Source organism: Streptomyces sp. 13-12-16 (assembly GCF_002114215.1).
GTDB lineage: Bacteria > Actinomycetota > Actinomycetes > Streptomycetales > Streptomycetaceae > Streptomyces.
The window spans coordinates 9,953-13,492 of record NZ_NCTE01000555.1 but is presented as its reverse complement, the minus strand read 5'-3'; the positions used below and the strand labels follow the sequence as shown (position 1 = coordinate 13,492).

At 71.9% G+C, this 3,540-nt stretch carries 4 protein-coding genes; 2 read left to right on the top strand and 2 right to left on the bottom strand.

Annotation, left to right across the window (positions count from 1 at the left end; translation table 11 throughout):
• Positions 1 to 275, top strand: a 275-nt coding sequence (locus tag B7767_RS22530) for an aldehyde dehydrogenase family protein (RefSeq protein WP_143652585.1), incomplete at its 5' end; no start/stop codon positions are given.
• Between the two features lie 55 nt (positions 276 to 330).
• Here the strand turns inward: B7767_RS22530 and B7767_RS22525 are convergent.
• Positions 331 to 957 (bottom strand): TetR/AcrR family transcriptional regulator, encoded by a 627-nt coding sequence (locus tag B7767_RS22525; protein WP_085573787.1) that lies wholly within the window; start codon positions 955 to 957, stop codon positions 331 to 333.
• A 128-nt stretch (positions 958 to 1,085) separates the two neighbouring features.
• Between B7767_RS22525 and B7767_RS22520 the strand changes: the two genes are divergently transcribed.
• Complete coding sequence (locus B7767_RS22520) at positions 1,086 to 2,225, top strand: acyl-CoA dehydrogenase family protein (RefSeq protein ID WP_085573789.1); 1,140 nt, start codon at positions 1,086 to 1,088, stop codon at positions 2,223 to 2,225.
• A gap of 97 nt (positions 2,226 to 2,322) precedes the next feature.
• On the opposite strand, the gene B7767_RS22515 is transcribed toward B7767_RS22520, so the two are convergent.
• A partial coding sequence (locus tag B7767_RS22515; protein ID WP_085573786.1) for a long-chain fatty acid--CoA ligase occupies positions 2,323 to 3,540 on the bottom strand: 1,218 nt, incomplete at its 5' end.

Genomic DNA, 3,540 nt, shown 5'->3' with positions numbered 1-3,540 from the left:
CCGGTGCGGCGATCGCGGCGCGGCTGCGCGCGGGGGCGGTGTCGGTGAACTCGGTGCTGGGCTTCGCGGCGGTGCCGGCGCTGCCGTTCGGCGGTTCGCGGGACTCCGGCTTCGGACGGATCCACGGCGAGGAAGGGCTGCGCGCCTTCACCTCCGTGCAGTCGACGACGGTGCAGCGGTTCACCCCGCCGATCGCGCTGACCTCCTTCGGGGTTCCGGCCGCCACGCGGGAGCGCGTGGTACGGCTGGCGCGGGCACTGCACCGGCGCCGCTGAACGACCCGGGCGCCACCCCACCGGCCCGGACCGCCCGAGCGGACGGTCCGGGCGGTCAGGCGTCCAGCAGCGGGGCCAGGTAGCGGCGGGCGAAGGCCCGGGCCTGGTCCTCGTCCTCCATCTCGATGCAGCTCGCGGGGTTGAGCAGGAAGGACACGGCGACCCGCACCATCAGCTCGGCGACCGGACGCAGGTCCTCGTCGGGACGGCCCTCGGCCTGTTGCGCGCGGCGCAGATGGACCGTCAGGTACTCGACGGTGGCGGAGAGCGAGGAGCTGCCCTGCACGGTCAGGTAGGGCAGCACCACCTCGGGTTCGAGGCGCAGCAGGCCGCCGAAGAGCGGATGGGCGCGGGTGTGGCGCAGGGCCACCACGAACCCCTCGACGACCCGCTCCTTCATGGTCGGCAGCGCCGCCACCGCCGCGTCCAGCCGCTGGAAGAACCGGCCGAGTTCGCGCAGCAGGGTGTCCTCGACCAGCTTGTCCTTGGTCTGGAAACGCCGGTAGACGGTGACCCGGGAGACCCCGGCCCGCTTGGCGACGTCGTCCACGGAGGAGCGGCGCAGACCCAGCAGGGTGAACTGTTCCAGCGCCGCGTCGAGGATCCGCAGTGCCATGCGGTCCTCCGGCTCCGGCCGGTCGAGGGCCCGGTCGAGCCACGAGTCGTTCGTGTCAGTTCTCATGGTGCTCCTCACGATACCGGCGAACACCTCCCCGAGATACTCAGAAACATCTATCGTATCTCTGTAACCCACTTGTGTGCCCGACCCTGACCGAGCCGCCGACCGGCACCCGGATCCCGGAGGACCTGATGGGCAGTCGACTCACCGAGGAACAGGCCGCCTTCGCCGCGGCCCTGCGCGATTTCGCCAAGCGCGAGTGCGGTACCCGAGAACAGCGCGACGCGCTGGCGGGGGACGGCCACGAGGCCCACCACCCCGGGTTGTACGGAAGGCTCGCCGAGCTGGGCTGGCTCGGGGTGTGCCTGCCCGAGGAGTACGGCGGCTCCGGCGGCGGACTGGCCGACGCCTGCCTCTTCCTGGAGGAGACCTCGTACGGGATGGTCCCGTGCGGGGGTTTCATCACCACCGTCATCACCGCGAAGGCGTACGAGCGGTTCGGCACGGAGCGGCAGCGGCGCGAGGTGCTCACCGGGGCGGTGTGCGGCGATGTCCTGGCCATCGCCATGTCGGAGCCCGGCGCCGGTTCCGACGTCGGCGCGCTGCGCTGCCGCGCCCGGCGGGAGGGGGACGGCACGTGGGTGATCGACGGTCAGAAGACCTGGATCTCCAACGCGCACTGCGCGAAGAGCATCCTCCTGGTGGCCCGCACCGGTGAGGACAAGCACGGCGGTCTGACCATGTTCCATCTGCCCGTCGGCACCGCGGGCGTGGAGGTGCGGGGCATCGATACCATGCGCGGCCGGGAGGTCAACGACGTCTTCCTCACCGGCGTACGGCTGCCCGCGGACGCCGTCGTCGGTGAAGTGGACGGCGGGTGGCGGCAGTTGATGGCCGGCCTGAACTACGAGCGGCTCTTCCTGGCCGCGAACATGCTGGGTCTGGCCCGCCGTGCCTTCGACGACACCGTCGCCTACGTCCGCGAACGCGAGCAGTTCGGGCGGCCCGTCGGCTCCTTCCAGGCGATGCGGCACCGGATCGCCGATCTCGCCACGGAGATCGAGTGCACCCGGCTGCTGGTGCGCGAGGTGGCGCTGGACTGCGACGCGCGGCCGGACCGGCTGTTCCCGCGCGAGGCGTCCATGGCCAAGCTGAAGGCGACCGAGACCGCCAAGCGGGCCGCCCTGGAGGGCATGCAGATGATGGGCGGTTACGGCTACACCACGGAGTTCGAGATGGAGCGCCATCTGCGGGCCGCGGTCGTCTCGACGGTCTACGGCGGGACCAGCGAGATCCAGCGGGACGTCATCGGCAGGACCTACGGTCTCTGAGACGGCCGGACACGGGAGCCGCCCACCCCCGGACGGGGGGTGGGCGGCCGTCTTGCGTGCGCGGGAAGCGCGGGGCGCGGAAGGGACACGGGGCGGGTCAGTCCTCGTAGAGCCCGCTCAGCGCGTCGGCGTACTTGTCCCGGATGACCCGGCGCCGCATCTTCAGCGACGGCGTCAGCTCGCCGGTCGCCGGGCCCCACTCCTCCGCCAGCAGCTCGTACCGCTTGACCTGCTCGGTGCGGTTGAGCCGGGTGTTGGCGGCGGCCACCGCGCGGTCCACCTCCGCCCGGACGACGGGGTGCCGCGCCAGCCCGGCCGCTCCCCCGTCCGCCTGGACGCCGTTGGCCGCGGCCCAGGCGGGGGCGGCCTCCGCGTCGAGCACCAGCAGGGCGACGAGATAGGAGCGGTTGTCGCCGTGCACCATCGCCTGGCCGATCAGCGGATGTTCCTTGAGCGCGTTCTCCACCAGCGCCGGCGAGACGTTCTTGCCGGTGGAGGTGATGATCATCTCCTTCTTCCGGTCGGTGAGCCAGAGGTAGCCGTCCTCGTCGATCCGGCCGATGTCGCCGGTGGCCAGCCAGCCGTCGGCGTCCAGGGCGGACCGCACCGAGCCGTCCGGTCGGAGGTAGCCGGAGAACACGGAGGTGCCCCGCACCAGGATCTCGCCGTCCCCGGCGGTACGGATCTCCACGGACCCCACCGGGCGTCCCACCGAGCCGAGCCGGAAGCCGGTCCTCGGGCTGTTGCTGGTGGCCACACCGGTGGTCTCGGTCAGCCCCCAGGCGTCCATGATCACGATGCCGAACCCGGCCCAGAACCTCACCACGTCGACCGACATCGGCGCCGACGCGCTGGCCGCCCAGGTCACCCGGTCCAGACCGCCCGCGGCCAGCAGCGGCAGCAGCACGTCCTCGCGGGCGCGGGCGTAGCGCTCCTCCAGCTCGGCGGGTGGCGCCTCCCCCCGTTCGCGGTACCCGACGTGCTCACGGGCGACCCCGAACGCCGAGTCGATGAGCGTGCGTTGCTCGGCCGGCATCAGTGAGAGGACGGCCCGCACGGCGGCGGACAGCTTCTCCCAGATCCTCGGCACACCGAAGAACTGCGCGGGGCGCACCTTGCGCACCACCTCGCCGACGCGCGTCGGGTCGGCGCAGAGGTGGACGTGCGAGGCACGGTGACAGGGCAGGTAGATGCCCAGCATCCGCTCGGCGATGTGGGCGAACGGCAGGTAGCAGATGTGCTCGACGTGCGGAGGAAGCTCCACCACGGCGTCCAGCGCCAGTGCGTTGGACATCACCTCGCGGTGGGTGAGGAC